This is a genomic window from Pseudomonas sp. 20P_3.2_Bac5, assembly GCF_025466035.1.
In the GTDB taxonomy this organism is placed as follows: Bacteria; Pseudomonadota; Gammaproteobacteria; order Pseudomonadales; family Pseudomonadaceae; genus Aquipseudomonas.
Genome location: NZ_JANLOA010000047.1, coordinates 1 through 20509, shown reverse-complemented (window position 1 = coordinate 20509; position 20509 = coordinate 1). Strand labels below are relative to the sequence as shown.

General features: G+C 63.9%; 17 protein-coding genes and 2 pseudogenes. 8 read left to right on the top strand and 11 right to left on the bottom strand.

Going from position 1 to position 20509, the window contains the following annotated elements:
* Nucleotides 1–72: 72 nt before the first annotated feature.
* The 4 genes and pseudogenes from NTD88_RS08025 to NTD88_RS08010 all read right to left on the bottom strand — a co-directional run bounded on the left by NTD88_RS08025 (nt 73) and on the right by NTD88_RS08010 (nt 4475).
* Complete coding sequence (locus NTD88_RS08025; RefSeq protein ID WP_262154135.1) at nt 73–2514, bottom strand: TonB-dependent siderophore receptor; 2442 nt, start codon at nt 2512–2514, stop codon at nt 73–75.
* 118 nt (nt 2515–2632) lie between these two features.
* Entirely contained in the window at nt 2633–3505 is an 873-nt protein-coding gene (locus NTD88_RS08020) for a FecR family protein (RefSeq protein ID WP_315975145.1), read from the bottom strand.
* Between the two features lie 4 nt (nt 3506–3509).
* Nucleotides 3510–4016, bottom strand: a pseudogene (locus tag NTD88_RS08015) (RNA polymerase sigma factor); the annotation flags it as partial.
* A gap of 192 nt (nt 4017–4208) precedes the next feature.
* Nucleotides 4209–4475: a hypothetical protein gene (locus tag NTD88_RS08010; protein WP_095157150.1), complete on the bottom strand. Its 267-nt coding sequence runs from the start codon at nt 4473–4475 to the stop codon at nt 4209–4211.
* Between the two features lie 132 nt (nt 4476–4607).
* Between NTD88_RS08010 and NTD88_RS08005 the strand changes: the two genes are divergently transcribed.
* On the top strand, nt 4608–4928 hold the full coding sequence (locus tag NTD88_RS08005; protein WP_095157149.1) for a YqjD family protein: 321 nt from the start codon (nt 4608–4610) through the stop codon (nt 4926–4928).
* Nucleotides 4929–4992: 64 nt separating this feature from the next.
* Here NTD88_RS08005 and NTD88_RS08000 read toward each other — a convergent pair whose 3' ends face one another.
* The gene (locus NTD88_RS08000) at nt 4993–5619 is read right to left on the bottom strand and encodes a response regulator transcription factor (protein ID WP_095157148.1); all 627 of its coding nucleotides are present in this window, start codon (nt 5617–5619) and stop codon (nt 4993–4995) included.
* Nucleotides 5620–5633: 14 nt separating this feature from the next.
* Complete coding sequence (locus tag NTD88_RS07995; RefSeq protein ID WP_262154133.1) at nt 5634–7430, bottom strand: PAS domain S-box protein; 1797 nt, start codon at nt 7428–7430, stop codon at nt 5634–5636.
* Between the two features lie 206 nt (nt 7431–7636).
* Between NTD88_RS07995 and NTD88_RS07990 the strand changes: the two genes are divergently transcribed.
* The 3 genes from NTD88_RS07990 to NTD88_RS07980 all read left to right on the top strand — a co-directional run bounded on the left by NTD88_RS07990 (nt 7637) and on the right by NTD88_RS07980 (nt 12259).
* On the top strand, nt 7637–9259 hold the full coding sequence (locus NTD88_RS07990; protein ID WP_095157146.1) for an acyl-CoA synthetase: 1623 nt from the start codon (nt 7637–7639) through the stop codon (nt 9257–9259).
* A gap of 30 nt (nt 9260–9289) precedes the next feature.
* The gene (locus tag NTD88_RS07985) at nt 9290–11059 is read left to right on the top strand and encodes an acyl-CoA dehydrogenase C-terminal domain-containing protein (protein WP_262154132.1); all 1770 of its coding nucleotides are present in this window, start codon (nt 9290–9292) and stop codon (nt 11057–11059) included.
* A 186-nt stretch (nt 11060–11245) separates the two neighbouring features.
* Nucleotides 11246–12259 (top strand): FecR family protein, encoded by a 1014-nt coding sequence (locus tag NTD88_RS07980; RefSeq protein ID WP_095157144.1) that lies wholly within the window; start codon nt 11246–11248, stop codon nt 12257–12259.
* A gap of 31 nt (nt 12260–12290) precedes the next feature.
* Here the strand turns inward: NTD88_RS07980 and NTD88_RS07975 are convergent, their stop codons facing one another.
* Nucleotides 12291–13610: a Na+/H+ antiporter family protein gene (locus NTD88_RS07975; RefSeq protein WP_262154131.1), complete on the bottom strand. Its 1320-nt coding sequence runs from the start codon at nt 13608–13610 to the stop codon at nt 12291–12293.
* Nucleotides 13611–13878: 268 nt separating this feature from the next.
* Here NTD88_RS07975 and NTD88_RS29165 point away from each other — a divergent pair.
* Both NTD88_RS29165 and NTD88_RS29160 read left to right on the top strand, forming a co-directional pair.
* Nucleotides 13879–15168 (top strand): annotated as a pseudogene (locus tag NTD88_RS29165) (HAMP domain-containing protein); the annotation flags it as partial.
* Between the two features lie 102 nt (nt 15169–15270).
* Nucleotides 15271–16026: a methyl-accepting chemotaxis protein gene (locus NTD88_RS29160; protein ID WP_371864307.1), complete on the top strand. Its 756-nt coding sequence runs from the start codon at nt 15271–15273 to the stop codon at nt 16024–16026.
* 23 nt (nt 16027–16049) lie between these two features.
* Here NTD88_RS29160 and NTD88_RS07965 read toward each other — a convergent pair whose 3' ends face one another.
* From NTD88_RS07965 to NTD88_RS07950, 4 genes are read right to left on the bottom strand one after another with little or no spacing between them, the layout of a single operon-like run.
* Nucleotides 16050–17372 (bottom strand): sensor histidine kinase, encoded by a 1323-nt coding sequence (locus NTD88_RS07965; RefSeq protein ID WP_262154130.1) that lies wholly within the window; start codon nt 17370–17372, stop codon nt 16050–16052.
* The gene (locus NTD88_RS07960) at nt 17369–18034 is read right to left on the bottom strand and encodes a response regulator transcription factor (RefSeq protein WP_095157140.1); all 666 of its coding nucleotides are present in this window, start codon (nt 18032–18034) and stop codon (nt 17369–17371) included. The genes NTD88_RS07965 and NTD88_RS07960 overlap by 4 nt, the downstream gene beginning before the upstream one ends.
* Nucleotides 18034–18348 (bottom strand): PepSY domain-containing protein, encoded by a 315-nt coding sequence (locus tag NTD88_RS07955; RefSeq protein ID WP_262154129.1) that lies wholly within the window; start codon nt 18346–18348, stop codon nt 18034–18036. Before NTD88_RS07955 ends, NTD88_RS07960 begins: the two co-directional genes overlap by 1 nt.
* Entirely contained in the window at nt 18348–18656 is a 309-nt protein-coding gene (locus NTD88_RS07950) for a PepSY domain-containing protein (RefSeq protein WP_262154128.1), read from the bottom strand. The genes NTD88_RS07955 and NTD88_RS07950 overlap by 1 nt, the downstream gene beginning before the upstream one ends.
* A 169-nt stretch (nt 18657–18825) precedes the next feature.
* Here NTD88_RS07950 and NTD88_RS07945 point away from each other — a divergent pair, with 169 nt between their 5' ends.
* Together NTD88_RS07945 and queD are read left to right on the top strand one after the other, a co-directional pair.
* Complete coding sequence (locus tag NTD88_RS07945) at nt 18826–19908, top strand: patatin-like phospholipase family protein (RefSeq protein ID WP_262154127.1); 1083 nt, start codon at nt 18826–18828, stop codon at nt 19906–19908.
* Between the two features lie 50 nt (nt 19909–19958).
* Nucleotides 19959–20315, top strand: a complete 357-nt coding sequence (gene queD, locus NTD88_RS07940) for a 6-carboxytetrahydropterin synthase QueD (protein WP_262154169.1) — start codon at nt 19959–19961, stop codon at nt 20313–20315.
* Nucleotides 20316–20509 lie beyond the last annotated feature (194 nt).

The window sequence follows — 20509 nt, the reverse complement described above, 5'->3', positions numbered from 1 at the left end:
TAATTCATATTGTTACAGGGGGAACGATTGCCCTGATGGCACCCGGCGCGTTCACCGGGTGCCATGGCCGGATCAGTAGGCCAGCGACCAAGTCAGGGTGTAGGTGCGACCGCGGCCCTGGTAGTCGTAGAGGTAGGCCGGGCCGTAGGTCGGCGAGTAGAACAGCGTCGCGCGCTGGCCCCAGACGGTGCTGTACTGCTTGTCCAGCAGGTTCTGGATGCCGGCGCTGAAGGTGCCGAAACCGGTGTCCTGACTGCCCAGCAGGTCGAGGGTGGTGTAACCGCTGATCGTGTGGTCGGCGTCGTCCTTGAGGGTGAAGGCTTTGTTCGCTTGCAGGCGCGCGCTGCGGCCATCGCCCTTCCAGCCAACGAAGGCGGTGGACTTGGACAGCGAGGCGTAGCGCGCGTCGCGCTTGATCCAGTCGCCGCTGGCGTCTTCTTCTTCCGAGCGCACCAGGTGCAGGGTGGTGCCGGCTTCCCAGCCGCTTTCGAAGTGGCGGGTCAGCGCGCCTTCGAAGCCGAAGTCGCGGCTCTTCTTCTCATCGACGTTGATGGTCAGGGTCTTCGAGTCGACGTTGATGATCTTGTCCGACCAGATGTAATACACCGCCGCCTGGGCATCCCAGTCGAGGTCGGCATAGCGCCAGCCCATTTCCACCTGGCGGCTCTTGATCCCCGCCAGCGGGTTGTCCTCGACGCTCATGCCGGCCTTGCCGTAGTACTTGGCCGGGTCCGGCAGGTCGAAGCCTTCGCCGTAGTTGGTCCAGACCTGATGACCGTTCTTGAAGTCGTAGATGGCGCCCAGGTTATACAGGCTGACCTGATAATCGTTGCTGCCGCCGGGAACACCCTTGAAGTCGCTGACATCCACGTCCATCTGCTGGCGCCGGGCGCCGCCGGACAGGGTCAGGTTATCGGTGAGGTGCCAGTCCAGTTGCGCGTAGGCGGAAATACCGTCGACGCGGTAGCTGGGATACCGCGCCGCCTTGCTCGCCTCGTTCAGGTCCAGGCCGCCACTGCTCGACGACGTGCGGGCGTCGAAGGTGGTCTGCTCGGCGTTGAAACGTTCGCGGTCGAGGTCAACACCATAGGTCAGCTTGAGGCTGTCCCATTGCTTGGCGAACAGCGCCTTCAGGCTGCTGACTTCGAAGTTCTGTTGCGATGCGGCGAAGTACACGCCACGGGAACCCGTCGGGGTGCCCGAGTTGTAGTAGGGAAACGGGTAGAAGTTGTCGTCTTCCTTGCGGTACGACGCCTGCAGGTAGAAGTCCTGGCCGAACACGTCGGCGTGGTGGTAGTTGGCGTTGAGCAACAGGCGCTTGGTGCGCGGCTCCAGGTCGGTGGAGTAGCCGCTGCGCAGTTCGGCGTTTTCCAGGTCCGACGGGGCGTTGTAGTTCAGGTGGGGAAAGAAGATCCCGGTGCTGCCGTGATTGCCCGAGTCGTAGTACTGGGCGAGCACGTCGAGGCCCTGCTGCTCGTTGAACTGCAGGCCAAGGCTGCCCATCACGTCGATGGTGCGGTTGTATTGCAGGTCGGTCTGGGTGTTGTCGATGAAGATCTGGTTGCCGGCGCCGTCGTAGAAGGCTTCGTTCTGCTCGGCGGAAACGCCCAGGCGGCCGTTGATGCGCTCGTTGCCGCCGCTGATGGACTGGGCGACGCGGGTCGACAGGTCATCGCTGTTGTTGAAGCCGCTGCTGGCACCGACCTGGGTTTCGAAGCGCGCCGGTCCCGGCTCACCTTTCTTGGTGACGATGTTGATGATGCCGCCGGTGGCGCCGCCGCCATAAATGGCGCTGGCGCCAGACAGCACTTCGACGCGCTGGACGTTGAACGGCGAGATACTGTCGAACTGCCGCGACAGGCCGCGGGAGCTGTTCTGGCTGACGCCGTCGATCATCACCAGCACGTTGCGACCGCGCATGTTCTGGCCGTAGTTGGTCCGCCCTTCCGGCGCCAGGTCGAGGCCCGGCACCAGCTTGCCGATGGCTTCCTTGAGGCTCACGCCGCTGCTGATCTGTTCTTTCAGTTGCTCCTGGTCGACCACCCAGACAGTGCCAGGGATTTCACTGATGGAAGTGCTGGTACGCGAGGCGACGCTGACTTCGATCGGCTTGAGGCTGACGCTGGCCTGCGGTTCGCCCTTGCGCAGGATCACCGTGCGCGCGTCGCTGAATTGCCAGCTCATGCCGCTGCCGGCCAGCAGCCGCTGCAACGCGTCTTCGATGCTGAAGGTGCCGCGCAGCCCGGAGCTGGACAGCCCGGCGACATCGCTGGTGGTGAACAGCAGGTGCAAATCGGCCTGGTCGGCGAAGCGGGTCAGGGTCTGGTCGAGGCTTTGCGCTGGCAGGTCGAGGCTGACCTGGCGGGCCTGCGAAGCGGCGGCCTGTACCGGGACGACGGCTTCGGCGGCCTGCACGGCAACGGCGCCGAGCAACGCGGCGGCAACGGAGGATGCCAGCACGGCATGCTTGAAATAGTCGGTGGAACGCGCGGCGGAGTTGAACGGACCTTTCACTGTTTTCTTCCAGACAGGTAAACGTAAATGAGAACGGATTGCTGATCAGTCCCACTACGACGATCTGGCGTCGAAGAACTTGCAGTGACTTTCCGAAATTATTTTCGCCCGGAAAAAATCAGTAGAGCACGGCCAACCACGGCAGGTAGGTGACCTTCAGCGCATAGCGCTGTTCGAGGGTGCGCAGCAGCGCATGGGGATCATTGAGGTCGAACACGCCGCTGACCTGCAGCGCGCCCACCTGGCTGTCGGAGATCAGGATGCGCCCGTGCTGGTAGCGCTCAAGTTCAGCGATCACTTCGCGCAGCGGCCGGCCATTGAAGATCAGCTTGCCGCGTTGCCAGGCGGTCTGGGCCTGGGCGTCAGGACTGACCGCCACGCGCCGCTCGCCAACCTGCGCTTCGCCACGGCTGACCACCACACTGTTGCCGCTACCCTGCCGCCGCACGCTGAACACCGCGTCGCTGCCCTGCACCGCCTCGGCGCCGCTGTCTACCACGAAGGGGCGCGGGTCCGCGGCCGGTTCGAACAACGCCTCGCCCGCCTTGAGCGACACCGTGCGGCGCTCGCCGCTGAAATTCACCGACAGCGCGCTGGCACTGTTGAGGGTGACCTTCGAGCCATCTTCCAGGGTGATGGTGCGCCGCTCGCCGGTGCTGGTGTGGTAATCGGCCAGCAGCGCCGGGGCCTGCTGCCAGCCACCGTAGCCGAGCATCGCCGCCAGCAGCGAGGCGGCGATGGCCGAACCCCAGTGGCGACGACGGGGGGCCTTTGGCAGTTGCGCCGCGGCCTGGGTGTGACCGAGATCGCCCCACAGCGCTTCGGCCTCTTCGGCGGCGGCCAGATGCTCGGCGCTGAGCCCGCGCCAGCGCTGGTAGCGCTCACGGTCGGCCTGGCTGGCGTTGCCCGAATGCAACAGGACCTGCCAGTCGATGGCATCGTCGGAAAGGTCGGTCAGTGGCTGCGGTTCGGACATGGAGGCTTCAGTCATGGTTGTGCTTGAGCCAGTCCCGGCAATGGCGCAGGGCCTGGCCGATGTATTTTGCCACCATGCTCTCGGAAACGCCCAGTCGTTGTGCAATCTGCGCCTGGGTCAGGCCCTCGACGCGATTGAGCAACAGCGCCTGACGGGCGTTTTCCGACAGTTGCAACAAGGCTTCATCGAGGATTTCCAGACGCTCTCGGGCCAGCAGCGCCGCTTCGGGCGCCGGTGCCGGACAAGCCATTTGCGCGGCGGCGTCGCTGTCGCCGAGGTTGCTTTCCTGACGCTGCTCGCGGCGCAAGGTGTCGATCGCCAGATTGCCGGCGACGCGGAAAATGAAACTGCGCGCATGCAGCACCGGCAGCGCCTGCTGCTCGATCTTCACCAACTTGAGGTAGGTTTCCTGGGCGACATCGGCCGCGCGCTGGCGGTCGTTCATGCGCCGGGTCAGGAACTGCAGCAGCTCATCGTAGTGTTCCTGGAAACTGGCCAGCAGCCCGGACACGGGAGACGTCAGCATGGGAAGGAGGATCGCCGGTGGGAGAAGTTATCGGACGTTAATGAGAAACAGTATCTTTCATAATGTGTCCGAATTTCAATCCTGAGCGAGGCGGTCTGGCTTTTTTGTCGGATGTCAGGAGGGGTGTCGAGACCGATCGCAGGGCGCGCCCGGTCTCAAGAGTGCTGAATAGCCTGAGGCATGTGGCCTGGATCAGGACTTCCCGGCGCTGGCCGCGGCCATCAGCTTGTTGATCTCGCTGCGCACCATGTTGGCGAATTCCGGCGGCGTCATGCTGTCCAGCTCCGCGCGCACCCACTCGGCCCACTTGCCCTTGCGCCGCGGCTTCTCGCCAATCATGCGGGCCGCTTCGCCCTTGGCCTTGGCCAGGTTGGTCTGCCACAGCTCGAACAGCCGCGCTTTCTCATCCTCGATCTCCGCCCGCTCGGCGAAGCTCTTGTTGGCCAGATTGAAACTCATGGGGTAATTCCTGCCGCGTGAAAATGGCCGCTATCTTACACTGTAGCCGCCGACGCCCGGCAAACCACTGCAACTTTCCGTACAGACGGACACTCCATTCAGTAGGTCCATCACTTACCCGAGGAAGTATTCATGGCGAGGAAAAGCACCCTGCACAGCGAAAGCGAGCAAATCAAGGATCAAGCGTTCAGTGACTTGCAGGCACTGATCGAAGAATCGGAAAAGCTGCTCAACGAGAGCGCTGCGCTGGTCGGCGAAGAAGCCGAGACCCTGCGCGCGCAATTGCAGCTCAAACTCAAGCAGGCAAGTAACGCGGTAGGCAGCGTGCGCGATCAGGTCAAGCCGGTGGTGGACGCCACCGAGACCTACATTGGCGGCCATCCGTGGCAGACCGTGGCGATTTCGGCGGGCTTCGGGCTGGTGGTGGGGTTGCTGCTGGGTCGCCGGCCTTGAGCTGAAGATCGTTTCTGACTATTCGGGCCTTATCGCGGCAAAACCGCGATGAGGCCCTGATGTCTCACCGCAACTGCAACGGATCCACCAGCGAACAGGCAATCGCCATCCCCACCAGATCGGGCAGATGCTCGGCCTGCATTCGCTTCATCACCCGCGACCGGTACAAATCCACGGTTTTCACGCTGACCTCGAGTTGCTCGGCAATCTCGCGGTTGGTGTAGCCCTGCACCAGCGGCAGGAACACGTCCCGCTCGCGCGGGGTGAGGCTGTCGATCCGCGCCTGCACCGTGTCACGCTGGCGGCTTCCCACCTGAACTTTCGATGACCGGCCCAAGGCTTCCTGGACGCTGTCCAGCAGCAACTGGTCGTTGTAGGGCTTTTCGATGAAATCGCAGGCGCCGGCCTTGAATGCCCGCACCACGATGGGCACGTCGGCGTGGCCACTGACGAAGATCACCGGCAGGTCAACGCCACGCGCGCGCAGCGCTTCCTGAACACTCAACCCGCCCATGCCGGGCATGCGCACGTCGAGCAGCACGCAGGCCGGCAAGTCGCCCTCGCAGGCATCGAGAAACGCCTGGCCACTGGTGAAGGGCAGCGCCTTGAGGCCGACGGATTCGAGCAGCCAGACCGTGGAGTCGAGCATGCCCTGGTCGTCGTCGACCACATAGACCTTCGGATCCTGCATGAAAATCCCCTTGTTCAAACACTTGCCGCCGGCGCCAGCCGACAGCTCAAAATCAATCCGCCGCCCTCGCTCGGGCCGGCCTGCAAGGTGCCGCCAAAGCCTTCGACGATGCTGCGGCTCATGCTCAGGCCGAGGCCCAGCCCTTCGGGCTTGCTGGTGGTGAACGGGGTGAAGATCCCGTCCAGCCGGTCCTGCGCCACGCCCGGTCCCTGATCGATCACCTCGATCAGCAGCCAACCGCCCTCCTGCTTACCGCTGAGCACGATCCGCGACGGCTGGCCCGGCTGTTTCTCGCGGTTGGCGTCGATGGCGTTGCGCAGCAGATTGAGCAGCACCTGCTCCAGCAGCACCCGGTCGGCGTAGACCGGCGGCAGATTGTCCGTCATTCGCTGCTCGATCGTCACCTGCGCGTGATTGGCTTCCCAGGCACACAGGCGCACCGCCTCGCGCGCCACCTGCGCGACCGACAGCGCCTGCAGGCGCCGCGGCTCCTTGCGCAGGAAGGCGCGCAGGCGCTTGATCACTTCGGCGGCGTGGGTTGCCTGTTCGCTGATACGCTGCAAACCCTGGGCAACCCGGCCCGCCGCCTGCGGATCACGGTCCAGCGCATGCAGGTAGCGCTGGCTGGCGGCGGCGTAGTTGAGCACCGACGCCAGCGGCTGGTTGATCTCGTGGGCGATACCCGAGGCCAGTTCGCCGAGGGTCACCAGCCGCGCGGTGTGGGCCAGTTCGTCCTGGTGGCGACGTTGCTGGGTTTCGCGCAGCTCGCGCTCGGTCATGTCGCGGGCGACCAGCGAGTAATAGCGCTCGCCGCCAGCGGCGCTGTGCGCCAGCAACACCAGCGACACCGGAAACGCCGCGCCACCGTCGTATGGCGCCAGCCGCGCCTCGCACTGCCAGACACCGTCGCGCTCGGCGCACAGCCAGCCTTCGTCATCCAGGCGCTGCTGGGCGTCTTCGTCGAGCAGTTGGCGCAGCAGCGGCACCGCGTCCACGTCCATCAAGCCGAGGGCGCGCCGCGCCGAACGATTGAGGTAGGTCAGGCGCCCGTCCGGGTCGGTGAACAGCACCAGGTCGGTGTTGGCCTCGACAACTTCAGCCAGCCGCCTGCGGTTTTCCTGCGCCTCGATGCGCACGCTGATGTCCCGCGAGACGCTGACGATTTCCACCACCGCGCCGGTGTAGGTTTCGCGGATCGCCCGGCTGGCGATCTCGAACCACAGGTCGCGGCCATCGCGGTGGCGCACCCGGCAGGTCATGGTCTGGTAGCCGTCTTTCTCCAGCGCCTGCGCCGCTTGTTGCAGGAATTGCTGGCGGTCCTGGGGATGGAACAGCGACTGCACCGCAACCCCGCGCAGCTCTTCCGGCCAGTAGCCGAGCAGGCGATAAGACGCCGGCGACGCGTCGAGAAAGCAGCCGTCGGGCGTGTGCCGGGAAATCAGGTCGGTGGTGTTCTCGGTGATCAGCCGGTACAGGCGGCGGGCCTGGCTGGCCTCGCGTTCGGCACGGCGTTCGACGGTGGCGTCGCGGCACCGGGCAATAACCAGATCGGCGCTGGCGGGGATAAAGGTCCAGAGCAGAATGCGCTCGCCGGCCTGGCTCTCGACATCGCTGATCGCCCGCTGCTGACTGAGGCAGGCACTGACCAGCGCGGCATGATTAGCCGGCAGCAACACGGCCAGGCTCTGCGGTGGCCAGCCGTTGAGCTGTTCGAGCATGGCGGGGTTGGCCGCGCGCAGGGTGGCACCGGCATCAAGAAGCAAACTGGGCTGCGGGTCCTTGTCGAGCAAGGCCGAGGGGATGGCGATCAAAGCGTCTGCTCCGGGATTTTTATAGTATTTGTACCATATTGCTATAGTCTATCTTCCAGGTAACATGGCGAACAGCGTAAAAATGCACCACCGGAGCAGTCCCCGTGAATCTGCTCCATGAAACCTGATCAGAGCTAACAATCAGCCATCGGAGGTTTCAGCATGCGTCCCGACGCGGCTGCCTCCTGCACAGGACCATGCTTTCCATGTCGATCTTCTCTCAGGGCCTGCAGCCCGCCCCCGTCAACCACGTCGCCCTCACCCCCCTGAGCTTCATCGAACGTACCGCCGCGGTCTACGGCCAGTACCCCGCCGTGATCCACGGTTCGATCCGCCGCAACTGGCAGGAAACCTACCAGCGCAGCCGCCGCCTGGCCAGTGCCCTGGCGGGCCGCGGCATCGGTCAGGGCGATACGGTGGCGGTCATGCTGCCGAACATCCCGGCCATGCTCGAAGCGCACTTCGGCGTGCCGATGATCGGCGCGGTGCTCAACGCCCTCAATGTTCGCCTCGACGCCGAGGCCATCGCCTTCATGCTCGAACACGGCGAAGCCAAGGTGCTGATCACCGACCGCGAATTCCACAAGGTCATCAGCGCCGCGCTGAAACTCATGGCTCATCCGCCGTTGGTGATCGATGTCGATGACCCGGAATACGGCGAAGGCAGCGCCGTCAGCGAACTGGACTACGAGGCGTTTCTCGCCGAGGGCGACCCGGCGTTCGCCTGGCACTGGCCCGAGGACGAGTGGCAGGCGATCTCGCTGAACTACACCTCCGGCACCACCGGCAACCCCAAGGGCGTGGTCTATCACCACCGCGGCGCCTACCTCAACTCGCTGGGCAACCAGATGACCTGGGCGATGGGCAACCATCCGGTCTACCTGTGGACCCTGCCGATGTTCCACTGCAATGGCTGGTGCTACCCGTGGACCGTCACCGCGCTGGCCGGCACGCATGTGTTCCTGCGCCGGGTCGATCCGCAGAAGATTCTTACGCTGATCCGCGAACACCAGGTCACTCACCTGTGCGGCGCGCCGATCGTTCTCAATGCGCTGATCAACATGCCTGACTCGGCCAAGGCGGCGATCGATCACCCGGTCAACGCCATGGTCGCCGGCGCCGCGCCGCCGGCCAAAGTCATCGGCGCCGTGGAAGAAATGGGCATCAAGGTCACCCACGTCTATGGGCTGACCGAGGTGTATGGCCCGGTGACCGTCTGCGCCTGGCATGCCGAATGGGATGAAAAGCCGCTGCAGGAACGGGCGCGGATCAAGTCACGCCAGGGCGTGCGCTACGCCACCCTCGAAGGCCTGATGGTCGCCGATCCGCAAACCCTCGAACCGGTGGCCCGCGACGGCAACACCCTGGGCGAGATCTTCATGCGCGGCAACACGGTGATGAAGGGCTACCTTAAGAACCCCGAAGCCACCGCCGAAGCCTTCCGCGGCGGCTGGTTCCACACCGGCGACCTCGCCGTCTGCCACCCGGACGGCTACGTCGAGATCAAGGACCGACTCAAGGACATCATCATTTCCGGCGGCGAGAACATCTCCACCATCGAAGTCGAAGACGTCCTCTACCGTCATCCCGCGGTGCTGGAAGCCGCAGTAGTGGCCCGGCCGGACGAAAAATGGGGCGAGACGCCGTGCGCCTACATCACCCTCAAGGCCGGCTGCGAAGACACCCGCGAGGCCGAGATCATCGCCTTCTGCCGCGAACACCTGGCCGGCTTCAAGCTGCCCAAGACGGTGGTGTTCCGCGAGCTGCCGAAGACCTCCACCGGCAAGATCCAGAAGTACCTGTTGCGCGACTGGGCCAAGGCGCTCTGATCCCTCTTACTCATTCCAACGAGAACCACGATGCCTGAATTCAATGCCCCGCTGCGCGACATGCGTTTCGTCCTCCACGAGGTGTTCCAGGGCCCGGCCCAATGGGCACGGCTGCCCGCGCTGGCGGCCAGTGTCGATGGCGAGACCGCCGACGCGATCCTTGAAGAGGCGGCGAAAATCACCGGCCAACTGATCGCCCCGCTCAACCGCAGCGGCGACGAACAGGGGGTCGGCTTCGAGGCGGGCCAGGTCACCACGCCCGCGGGCTTCAAGCAGGCCTGGCAGACCTACCGCGAAGGCGGCTGGGTCGGCCTCGCCGGCAACCCGGAGCACGGCGGCATGGGCATGCCGAAGATGCTCGCGGTGCAGTTCGAGGAAATGCTCTACGCCGCCAACTGCAGCTTCAGCCTGTATTCGGCGCTGAGTGCCGGCTGCTGCCTGGCGATCGACGCCCACGCCAGCGACGAACTGCGCGCCCTGTACCTGCCGCGGCTGTACAGCGGCGAGTGGGCCGGCACCATGTGCCTGACCGAACCCCACGCCGGCACCGACCTGGGGATCATCCGCAGCAAGGCGGAGCCGCTGATCGACGGCAGCTACGCCATCAGCGGCACCAAGATTTTCATCACCGGCGGCGACCAGGACCTCACCGACAACATCATCCACCTGGTGCTGGCCAAACTGCCGGACGCCCCCGCCGGACCGAAGGGCATCTCATTGTTCCTGGTGCCCAAGCGCATCGTCGCCGACGACGGCAGCCTGGGCGTGGACAACGCGGTCAGTTGCGGCTCGGTCGAGCACAAGATGGGCATCAAGGCATCGGCCACCTGCGTGATGAACTTCGACGGCGCCGTCGGCTACCTGGTCGGCGAGCCGAACCGTGGCCTGGCGGCGATGTTCACCATGATGAATTACGAGCGTCTGTCCATCGGCATCCAGGGCATCGGCTGCGCCGAGGCCTCGTACCAGAATGCCGCGCGCTATGCCCGCGATCGCCTGCAAAGCCGCGCCGCCACCGGCCCGCAGGCGAAGGACAAGATCGCCGACCCGATCATCGTCCACCCCGATGTGCGCCGCATGCTGCTGAGCATGCGCGCCCTGACCGAAGGTGGCCGCGCCTTCGCCACGTACGTCGGCCAGCAACTGGACACCGCCAAGTACACCGAAGACGCCGCCGAGCGCGAGGCGGCGCAACGCCTCGTCGCACTGCTGACGCCAGTGGCCAAGGCGTTCTTCACCGACACCGGTCTTGAGAGCTGCGTGCTCGGCCAGCAGGTCTTCGGCGGCCACGGCTACATCCGCGAGTGGGGCCAGGAGCAACTGGTGCGGGATGTGCGTATCGCGCAGATCTACGAAGGCACCAACGGCATCCAGGCGCTGGACCTGCTGGGGCGCAAGGTGGTGGCCGACGGCGGCCAGTCGCTGGCGTTGCTGGCGGCAGAAATCCGTACCTTCTGCGAAAGCGAACCGCCGTTCGCCGCGCAGGTGCTGGGCGCCCTGGAGCGGCTGGAAAGCACCAGCCAGTGGGTGCGCGAGCAGGCCAGCCAGGACGCCAATGCCGTGGGTGCGGCGTCGATGGAGTACCTGCATTTGTTCGGTTACGTCGCCTACGCCTACATGTGGTCGCGCATGGCCGCTACCGCCCGCGCGCATCACGCCGACGAGCCGGACTTCTATGGCGCCAAGCTGGCCACGGCGACGTTCTACTTCGAGCGTTTGCTGCCACGGGTTCTGTCGTTGCAGGCGAGCATTCAGGCGGGTAGCGACAGCCTGTTCCAACTGGCCGCCGAACAGTTCTGAACTGCACGCACTACGGCAAGTGGCGGCTTGCCGTAGTCTTGCGACCGTTGGTCGGTTTGTGCGGAGAAAATCGTTTTTGTAGGTGATTTCCTGCGAATAAATCTCACAACTGATAGTGATTCGCCATGATCTCGGTTCTCCCCGCCTACCCGGCGGGGTTAGAATTGCGCAAAACCGGGAGTATCAATGAATCAGGTCAGCCCCAGCGACGCCGAATTGAATGCCATCACCGATGCCGCCGCGCATTGGTGCATGCGCTTGCACGCTGAGGACTGCACCGCGCAAGAACTCGCCGAATTCGAACAATGGCTGGCCGCCAACCCGCTTCACCTGCAGGAATACGAAGCCATGCAGGAGATCTGGGTCACTGCCGATCACCTGCCGCGAGCCACCCCCGCACAGATTCTGCACCTGCCGATCAAGCCCAGACCACAGCCCCAGCGCATGCGTCACTACGCGTCGGCAGCAGTGATCACCCTGCTGGCGCTGCCGGTCGGCGCCTGGATCGGCTGGGAACAAGGCTGGTTGCCCAACGACTACCAGTCGGAAAAAACCACCGACGCCCGCAGGACCGTCACCCTGGGCGACGGCAGCGAAGTCGAACTGAACCTCGGCACCTCACTGCGCTACACCCATTACAAGGACGAGCGCCGGGTGACCCTGGTCAAGGGCGAGGCGTTCTTCAAGGTCCATCACGACACCGGCCACCCGTTCATCGTCCGCGCCGGCAACGGCCAGACGCAGGTGACCGGCACCCAGTTCAACGTCTGGAAATACCGTGACCAGGTCAAGGTGACACTGGTGGAAGGTTCGGTGCTGGTCAGTAGCGAGAGCTTCAAGCCCGGCAGCGGCTACCGCCTCGGCCCGGGCATGCAGGCCAGCTATACCACCGGCGATCTTGAACCGAGCCTGAACCAGACCTACGCCAACGACTCCAGCCTGTCGTGGCGCAGCGGCAAGCTGGTGATCGACAACCTCACCCTCGACCAGGCCCTGCCGCTGATCAACCGCTACCTGGAAAGCCCGCTGCGCCTGGCCGATGCCAGCACCGGCAACGTGCGCATCAGCGGCATCTACAACACCAACGACGTCAACCGTCTGGTGCGCAGCCTGCCCAAGGTACTGCCGGTCTACCTGACCCAGGACAAGGACGGCAACACCGTCCTCAACCGCATCTCCCCGCCGCCGAAAAAGGGCTGAGCCTCGCGCCCCGCCCTGTTCCGCATCCTGCTTACAAGACCATCGCCGCCACCCATCCCGCCGCCAGCAATGGCAGGTTGTAATGGATGAAGGTCGGTACCACCGTGTCCCAGATGTGATGGTGCTGGCCGTCGACGTTCAGCCCCGAGGTCGGGCCGAGGGTCGAGTCGGACGCGGGCGAGCCGGCATCACCCAAGGCGCCAGCGGTGCCGACGATGCACACGATGGCGATCGGATCGAAGCCCAGTTGCACGCACAGCGGCACGAAGATCGCCGCGAGAATCGGCACGGTGGAGAACGACGAACCGATGCCCATGGTCACCAGCAGGCCCACCAGCAGCATCAGCAACGCGCCGACACCCTTGCTGTGGTCGATCCACGCCGCGGACGCCTCCACCAGCGTCTTCACCTCGCCGGTCGCCTTCATCACCTCGGCGAAACCGGACGCGGCAATCATGATGAAGCCGATCATCGCCATCATTTTCATGCCTTCGGTGAACAGGTCGTCGGTGTCCTTCCAGCGCACGATGCCGGAGGCCGAGAAAATCAGGAACCCGGCCATGGCGCCGATGATCATTGAGTCCAGCCACAACTGAATGATGAACGCCGCGGCGATGGCACAGCCCGCTACCAGCAGGGTCAGCGGGTTGTAGCTGACCGCCACCTGCTCCACCTGCTCGATCTTTTCCAGGTCGTAGACGCGCTTCTTGCGGTAGCTGAAAAACACTGCGATCAGCAGGCCAGCGAGCATGCCCGCCGCCGGAATCGCCATGGCATGGGTGACATTGACGCCACTGACGTCCACGCCGCTGCGGGCCACATTGGCCAGCAGGATTTCGTTGAGGAAGATATTGCCGAAGCCCACCGGCAGGAACATGTACGGCGTGATCAGGCCGAAGGTGATGACACATGCCACCAGCCGGCGATCGATCTGCAGGCGCGTCAGCACATAGAGCAGTGGCGGCACCAGCAACGGAATAAAGGCGATGTGGATTGGCAGAAGGTTCTGCGAGGAAATCGCCACCACCAGCATCAGCCCGACCAGCAGCCACTTCACCCGGGCACCGTTGCCTTCGCTCTGCCCGTGGAACATCGCCAGGGCGCGATCGGCCAGGGCGTGGGCCAGGCCGGATTTGGCGATAGCCACGGCGAAAGCGCCGAGCAAGGCGTAGGACAGCGCCACGGTAGCGCCGCCGCCAAGGCCACCGTTGAAGGCCTTGAGCGTGGCCTCGATACCCAGCCCGCCCACCAGGCCGCCGACCAGCGCGCCGACGATCAGGGCAATGACCACATGCACGCGGGACAGACTCAGTATCAGCATGATGCCGACCGCGGCAATGACTGCATTCATTCTGTGAACCTCTTGAAACGGACAAAAAGCGGGTACGTCGGCGACAGTTTTGCCCTCAGGCACTGACCGAATGACGGTATGTTTTTGGAAGGCGCACACTCTGACGGAGGCCCCCCCGGATGTCAAAGCGCGGCGCCTCATCCTGGTGCGAGGGTCGCCTGAATGAACGAAAACGGCGCATTTCAATTGAACGTTTGAATAAAGAAAGTTCACACATTGCCGTTACAGTCGGCAGTGTCTATCTCTTTTGGTCCAAAGGATTTCGCCGATGTTGTTCAGACAACTTTCCATTCAATGGAAGATCACCTCGCTGGCCGGATTGTGCCTCGCGGGCATCGTCACACTGCTGGTGGGTCTTTCGTTGTACCGCATGGAACATACAACGGAGCTGGTCAAGGCCAGCAGCATGCACATGCTCACCGAGGCGGCCCAGGGCCGTATCGAGTCCCAGGGCGAAGTCCAGGCACTGAACATCCGCCGCCAGTTCATGGACGCTTATCAATATGGCGCCGGCTTCTCGCGCCAGGTGTTGTTCCTGCGCGAACAGGCGGAAAAGCGCTTCCTCGACGCCTTCGACCTGCGCGAAGACATGACCCGCCAGGTGCGCTCGGCGCTGCAGGCCAACCCCGACCTGCTCGGCCTGTCGCTGGTGTTCGAGCCCAACGCGCTGGATGGCAAGGACGAACTGTTCGCCGGCCAGGAGGCCATCGGCGGCAACGAAACTGGCCGCTTCGCCCTGTACTGGTCGCAACCGACCCCGGGCAAGCTGACCTCCATGGCACTGCCCGAGCGTGACATGGCCGACACCACCATCGGCCCGAGCGGCGAGCCGGCCAACACCTGGTCGGTGTGCCCGCGCACCACCCGCAAGACCTGCGTGACCGAACCGTATTTCTACGAAATCGACGGCCAGCAGGTGCTGATGACCAGCATCGTGTTCCCGCTGATCGTCGCCGAGAAGGTGATCGCCACCCTCTCCATCGACATCAACCTGAACAGCCTGCAAGCCATGAGCAAACAGGCCAGCGCCAACCTCTACGGCGGCCAGACCCAGATCGGCATCCTCAGCCCCGCAGGCCTGCTGGCCGGCTACAGCCCGGACGCCAGCAAGCTGGCCCAGCGCTACGAACAGATCGACAGCCGCAACGGCGCCGAACTGGTACGCCTGATGGCCGACGGCACGGTGCTGCACAGCATTCAGAACGACGGCCGCTTGAAAATCCTCGCCTCCTTCGCCCCCACCCCGGGCGCCAAGCCCTGGGGCGTGCTGCTGGACGTGCCGGAAAGCGCACTGATCGGCCCCGCCGAAACCCTCAAGCAGGAACTCGACCAACGCAACACCAACGGCACGCTGATCGAACTGGCGCTTGGCGTGCTGGCCGCGGTGGTCGGCCTGCTGTTGATCTGGCTGATGGCCCGCGGCGTGACCCGGCCGATCCTCCACGTCGCCCACCGCCTGCGCGAAATCGCCAGCGGCGACGGCGACCTGGCCAGCCGCCTGGCCTACAACAAGCAGGACGAACTCGGTGAACTGGCCGGCTGGTTCAACCGCTTCCTGGACAAGCTGCAACCGACCATCGCTGAAGTGAAACGCTCGGTGCACGCCGCGCGCAGCACCGCCGACCAATCTTCGGCAATCGCCAGCCAGACCAGCGCTGGCATGGAACAGCAATACCGCCAGGTCGATCAGGTGGCCACCGCCTCCCACGAAATGAGCGCCACCGCCCATGACGTGGCCCGCAGCGCCGCGCAGGCCGCGCAAGCCGCCCGCGACGTCGATCAGGCCACCCGCCAGGGCCTGGCGGTGATCAACCAGACCACCAGCAGCATCGACGCCCTGGCCGCCAACATGAGTACCGCGATGAATCAGGTCGAAGGCCTGGCGGAAAACAGCGAGAAGATCGGTTCGGTACTGGAAGTGATCCGCTCGATCGCCGAACAGACCAACCTCCTCGCGCTCAACGCCGCCATCGAGGCGGCCCGCGCCGGCGAGGCCGGGCGCGGCTTCGCGGTGGTCGCCGACGAGGTCCGCAACCTCGCGCAGCGCACTCAGGAATCGGTGGAAGAAACCCGCCATGTGATCGAGCAGTTGCAGGCCGGTACCCGCGAAGTGGTCGGTGCGATGGACAGCAGCCATCGCCAGGCCCAGGGAAGTGTCGAGCAGGTCGGTCAGGCGGTGAGCGCGCTTCGGCAGATTGGCGAAGCGGTGACGGTCATCACTGACATGAACCTGCAGATCGCCAGTGCCGCTGAAGAACAGAGCGCGGTGGCCGAGGAGATCAGCAGCAACGTCGCGACCATCCGTGACGTCACCGAGTCGCTGTCTCATCAGGCCGATGAATCGGCCCGGGTCAGCCAGTCACTGAACAGCCTGGCCAACCAGCAGCAAAGCCTGATGGACCACTTCCAGGTTTGATCTGTATGCCGCGCCGGCAGGGCTCAGCGCCCGGCCCGGCGCGGCAGCTCGATACGCACCCGCAACCCGCCAAGCGCACTCCCCTCCAGGTCCATCCGGCCATGCCAGGCTTCGACGATGTCGCGCACGATGCCCAGGCCGAGGCCGTGGCCATCGATCTGCTCATCCAGCCGCGCACCGCGCTCCAGCACGCCCTGCCGAGCGTCCTCGGGAATACCCGGGCCGTCGTCATCGATACACAGCCGGTAGTGATCCGGCGTCTGGCTGATGCTCAGGCAGACTTCGCTGTCCGCCCATTTGCAGGCGTTGTCCAGCAGGTTGCCGAGCAGCTCCAGCAGGTCTTCACGGTCCCACGGCAACGACAGGCCGGCTGGCACATCCTGCCGGATCGACAGCCCGTCGCCATGGATCATTCCCAGCGTGGACAGCAGGCCGGGCAGTTCCGCATCGCAATCGAAATGCGCGCCCGGCAACGCATCGCCGGCCAGCCGGGCGCGGTTCAGTTCGCGGCTCAAACGCTGCTGGATCTGCTCCAGTTGCTCGCGCATCTGCGCGGACAACCCCGGCACTTCCCGCAGGCGCTCACTGGCAGCGAGGCTGAGCAACACGGCGAGCGGCGTCTTCAAGGCGTGCCCGAGATTGCCCAGCGCGTTGCGGGAACGGCGCAGGCTGTCTTCGGTATGGGCCAGCAGGTGGTTGACCTGCGCCACTAGCGGCTCGAGTTCGCTTGGCACCTCTGTGTCCAGTTGCGAGCGCTTGCCCTGCTGCAACTGCGCGATCTGCTCGCGGGCACGCTCGAGCGGATTCAGCGAGCGCTTGACGATGACGCGCTGCAACACCAACACCAGCATCAGGGCCAACAGCCCGAGGCCGAGGCCGATCTGTTGCAATCGCCGGAAGCTGTCGCGCATCGGCGTGTAATCCTGGGCGACGCTGATGGACATCGCCTGACCTTGACGCCGGTAGTCAGCCCGCAACACCAGCAACTGCTGGCCTCGCGGGCCGAGTTCGAAGCCGTCGTGCAGCCCGGGTGTCTCCGGTTTGGGCATCTCCATATCCCACAGCGAGCGGGAGCGCCAGGTCTTTCCGTCGAAATCGATGCGGAAGTAATAGCCAGAGAATTGCCGGTTGTAGGCGGCGGAAATCCGCTGCTGATCCAGCTCGACACCGTCGTGACCATGGACCAGGGCGACCAGCAGGTTCTCGCTTTCCTTACGCAGCCCGGCCTCGAGATAACGCTGCAAGCCCACCTCGAACAGCCAGAGGCTGACCTGAGCCAGGGCCAAGCCCACGACGATCAGCACCCCGGCCAGGCCGAGGCTGAGGCGCGACTGAATGGACCTCACGCCACCCCACCGAAGCGGTAGCCCTGGCCCCGGTGGGTTTCGATCACGCCGCGGCCCAGCTTGCGACGCAAGTGGTTGACATGAACTTCGAGGACATTGGAATCACGTTCGGTTTCGCCGTTGTACAGGTGTTCGGCCAAATGGCTTTTCGAAAGGATCTGCTGCGGGTGCAGCATAAAGTAGCGCAACAGGCGAAATTCAGCGGCGGTCAGTTGCACGTCCTCGCCTTCACGGGTCACACACTGGCGCCCTTCGTCCAGATGCAGGCCGGAGGCTTCCAGGGTCGGCTGATTGGCCAGGCCTCGCGCTCGGCGTAGCAACGACTGGATACGCAATTGCAGCTCTTCGGGGTGGAATGGCTTGCTCAGGTAGTCATCGGCGCCGGCCTTGAGCCCTTCGATGCGGTCGGCCCACGAGCCGCGCGCGGTGAGGATCAGCACCGGTATCACCAGGCCACCGGCGCGCCATTGCTTCAGCACTTCAAGACCGGGGATGCCGGGCAGGCCGAGGTCGAGCACGATCAGGTCATAGGGCTCACTGCTGCCCTGATACACCGCGTCACGGCCATCGGCCAGCCAGTCCACCGCGTAGCCTTGGCGTTGCAGGCTGTCGGTCAGTTCGTCAGCCAGCGAGACGTTGTCCTCGACCAGTAGCAAACGCATCAATCATCTTCCTCATCTTTGAGCAGGACACCGCTGGCGGCATGCAACTTGATTTCCCGCACCACGCCTTCGACAGTCAGCAACTCGACCTCGTAGACGTATTCATCGTCGTCCTCTTCCAGCTCCGCCTCCAGCAAACGCGCCCCGGGATAGCGTCCCAGGGCCGATTGCAGCAGTTGCTCGAGCGGGAGGATCACCCCTTCTCGACGCAACTGCAGGGCTTCATCCTGGTCAAGGTCGCGGGCCATGGCCAGCGAGCAGAAGGCCAGTAGCGCAAGCAGTGTCCAGCGTGCCGTTTGCGAAAGCCGGATCATCAGCGGTCCTGGACATCCTTGAGCACTTCACCGGTCTTGGCGTCCAGATCCACATCCCACTCGACGTTCTGCGCATCACGCAGTTCGACCTTGTAGACGTAACGGCCGTAGACATCTTCCAGCTCGGTGTCTTTGATCGTGGCGCCGGGGTGCTTGGCGAGCGCTTTCTGGTTGAGTTCGTCCAGCGACTGGATCTGCTTGGTCTGGACCAGTTTCACCACTTCGTCGGTGCGCACATCCTTGGCCATCGCCGCGTTTGCGCTCAAGGCCAGGGCAGCGGTTGCGAACAGGGCAGTCAGGGTCTTCATCGTATTTCTCCATTGAGGTTCGGTTGGGTACGTGGGAAATGTTACCCAGTCGAACTTAATTGAACCTGAAAATAGCTGGCGACATGATAGCGCCGCTTGGACGCACCGTCTTGGCGCGCAAGGTCGCAGCGATTCTCTATACTCGCACCCTCGACACAGTGAGGCCCGCATGACCGCCATCCAGATCAAATACCCCGCGCTGACCCTGAAGGCCGGTAAACGTGCCCTTGCCCGCATCCGTCAACGCGGCCTGGCGCCCGCTGACGTCGGTGTGCTGCCCGGCGCTGCTGGCGGGCCAAAGGCACTGGGCATACAGGGGCTGGATCTGGCGTTGTTCGGTCAGTGGCTGCCAAGTGCGCCACGCGAGCGCGCGCTGATTGGCGCCTCGATCGGTTCCTGGCGCTTCGCCAGCGCCTGTCTGCCCGACCCGGCCCAGGCCCTCCGCCGACTCGGCGACCTCTATACGGCCCAGGACTTCGCCAAGGGCGTGACTCAAGGCGAAGTCAGCCTGAGCTGCCAGCGCATGCTCGACGACCTGCTGGAGGGCCGTGATGCCAGCATCCTCGATAACCCGCTTTACCGGCTCAATATCGTTGTGGTGAAGAGCCACGGCTTACTTGCCGATGACCATCGCGGGCGGCTGGGTATCGGCTTGCCCTCGGTGATCGCCGACAACCTGATCGGCCGACCACGGCTGGCGCGACACTTCGAACGCATCATCCTGCACGACGCCCGCAGCGCGCCGCCGTTGCAGCCGCTGATAGATTTCCCGTCACGTTATCTGCCGCTGGCCAGCAGCAACCTGCGCCATGCATTACTGGCGTCGGGCTCGATCCCGATGGTCATGGAAGGTGTACGGGACATCCCGGGCGCAGGGCCAGGAACCTATCGCGACGGCGGCCTGCTCGACTATCACCTCGACCTGCCCTACAGCGGCGAAGACATCGTTCTGTACCCGCACTTCACCGACAAGGTGATCCCGGGCTGGTTCGACAAGGCATTGCCATGGCGACGCGGCGACGCTGACCGACTACAAGACGTCCTGCTGCTCGCTCCATCAGCGCAATACCTGGCGCGCCTGCCATACGGCAAGCTGCCAGACCGCAGCGACTTCAAACGTTTCATGGGCGATGCTTCCAGTCGCCAGCGTTACTGGCACACAGCAATGAGCGAGAGCCAACGGCTGGGTGACGCGTTTCTCGAGCTGGTGGAGACCGGCAGGTTGGGCGACCATCTGCAACCACTGAAGTGACCTTGCTGGTAAACTGCGCGCCAGCATTGGTTCTCAGAGTTATAGATACCTTGGAAATCTTCAAAGAGTTTACGTTTGAATCGGCACACCGCCTGCCGAACGTCCCCGCCGGTCACAAATGCGGTCGTCTGCATGGCCACTCCTTCAAGGTCGCCCTGCACCTCACCGGCCAGCTGGATCCTCATACCGGCTGGATTCGCGATTTCTCCGAAATCAAGGCCATCTTCAAGCCGCTTTATGAGCAGCTGGATCACAACTACCTCAACGACATTCCTGGCCTGGAAAACCCGACCAGTGAAGTGATCGCCAAATGGATCTGGGAACAGGTCAAACCGCTGCTGCCGGAGCTGAGCAAGGTTCGTATCCACGAGACCTGTACCAGCGGCTGTGAGTACACCGGCGACTGATTACTTCGCGCCATACGAAAAGGGCTTGCCTCGATACGAGACAAGCCCTTTTTATTTGACCTGTTTTTTCGGCCATATAAAGACAAAACCCCTACCTGCATACGCAGATAGGGGTTTCGGAATTTAATCTTGACGATGACCTACTCTCACATGGAGAAGCTCCACACTACCATCGGCGATGCATCGTTTCACTA

What these genes read in the sequence shown, in the direction of transcription:
- NTD88_RS08020 (WP_315975145.1), bottom strand. Translation starts at nt 3,505, where the DNA reads ATGACTGAAGCCTCCATGTCCGAACCGCAGCCACTGACCGACCTTTCC.
- NTD88_RS08010 (WP_095157150.1), bottom strand. Translation starts at nt 4,475, where the DNA reads ATGAGTTTCAATCTGGCCAACAAGAGCTTCGCCGAGCGGGCGGAGATC.
- NTD88_RS08005 (WP_095157149.1), top strand. Translation starts at nt 4,608, where the DNA reads ATGGCGAGGAAAAGCACCCTGCACAGCGAAAGCGAGCAAATCAAGGAT.
- NTD88_RS08000 (WP_095157148.1), bottom strand. Translation starts at nt 5,619, where the DNA reads ATGCAGGATCCGAAGGTCTATGTGGTCGACGACGACCAGGGCATGCTC.
- NTD88_RS07990 (WP_095157146.1), top strand. Translation starts at nt 7,637, where the DNA reads ATGTCGATCTTCTCTCAGGGCCTGCAGCCCGCCCCCGTCAACCACGTC.
- NTD88_RS07985 (WP_262154132.1), top strand. Translation starts at nt 9,290, where the DNA reads ATGCCTGAATTCAATGCCCCGCTGCGCGACATGCGTTTCGTCCTCCAC.
- NTD88_RS07980 (WP_095157144.1), top strand. Translation starts at nt 11,246, where the DNA reads ATGAATCAGGTCAGCCCCAGCGACGCCGAATTGAATGCCATCACCGAT.
- NTD88_RS07975 (WP_262154131.1), bottom strand. Translation starts at nt 13,610, where the DNA reads ATGAATGCAGTCATTGCCGCGGTCGGCATCATGCTGATACTGAGTCTG.
- NTD88_RS29160 (WP_371864307.1), top strand. Translation starts at nt 15,271, where the DNA reads ATGGAACAGCAATACCGCCAGGTCGATCAGGTGGCCACCGCCTCCCAC.
- NTD88_RS07960 (WP_095157140.1), bottom strand. Translation starts at nt 18,034, where the DNA reads ATGCGTTTGCTACTGGTCGAGGACAACGTCTCGCTGGCTGACGAACTG.
- NTD88_RS07955 (WP_262154129.1), bottom strand. Translation starts at nt 18,348, where the DNA reads ATGATCCGGCTTTCGCAAACGGCACGCTGGACACTGCTTGCGCTACTG.
- NTD88_RS07950 (WP_262154128.1), bottom strand. Translation starts at nt 18,656, where the DNA reads ATGAAGACCCTGACTGCCCTGTTCGCAACCGCTGCCCTGGCCTTGAGC.
- NTD88_RS07945 (WP_262154127.1), top strand. Translation starts at nt 18,826, where the DNA reads ATGACCGCCATCCAGATCAAATACCCCGCGCTGACCCTGAAGGCCGGT.